Below are 766 nucleotides of genomic sequence, written 5' to 3'. Positions count from 1 at the left end.
CACGGAGCAGGGTTTTCGGCCCGCGAGCGGCAGCGAGCTNGATAGGGCCGAAAAGGTCACTCGGCCTGCGTAGTTCGGCGTCGGTGTGGGTTGACCGGTCGGGCCCCCGGCCGATTAGGCTGCGACCCCTGCTGACGGTTAAAGGTGAGTAGCTACCCAACCCACGCCCGCCGCAGGCGGGCATCCGGCGCCCGCCAGGGCGGCCGCCGCCGATTAGGCTGCGACCCCTGCTGACGGTTAAAGGTGAGTAGCTACCCAACCCACGCCCGCCGCAGGCGGGCATCCGGCGCCCGCCAGGGCGGCCGCCAGTGGGCGGTGGGTCGCTGTAGGGCGGCCGGCCACCGGTGGATGTCGCGGTGGCCGGCTCGCCGGGACAGTGTTTTTATATGAGCCCGATGAATCCGGACCCGATGGTGTTGGCCTGGGCGGTCCGTGCTTCGACGTCGTGGTCGATCTCCTCGCGCGCCTGGGCGACCATGGTGGCCAGGCCGGGGGGAGCGTCAGCGGTGATCGGCTCGTCGGGGTCGGCGTAAAAGTCCCAGCAGGAGGCGACGTCTCGGCAGTCGGGGGCGACGACGGTGTAGCCGTAGACCTCGCCGTTGGCCCAGGCGTCGTAGGCGGCCACGGTGCCACGTGTGTAGTCCAGGGGTGTTGTCGCGTCGGCGGGGGCCCAGGCCAGACCGTCGATGCTGCGGTAGCGGTCGGCGCTGGGCTCGGCGGTGCCGTAGCGGTCGCCGCTGCGGGTGACTTCCAGGATGCCGGTGAG

General features: G+C 71.0%; 1 pseudogene. It reads right to left on the bottom strand.

Annotated features, from left to right (window positions below):
* Positions 1-382: 382 nt before the first annotated feature.
* A pseudogene (locus tag H7I57_RS00005) lies at positions 383-766 on the bottom strand (hypothetical protein); the annotation flags it as partial.

Source organism: Mycolicibacterium pyrenivorans (assembly GCF_025821625.1).
GTDB classification, from domain to species: Bacteria; Actinomycetota; Actinomycetes; order Mycobacteriales; family Mycobacteriaceae; genus Mycobacterium; species Mycobacterium pyrenivorans.
The sequence above is the reverse complement of the archived record's forward strand: the minus strand, read 5'-3'. Positions and strand labels throughout refer to the sequence as shown.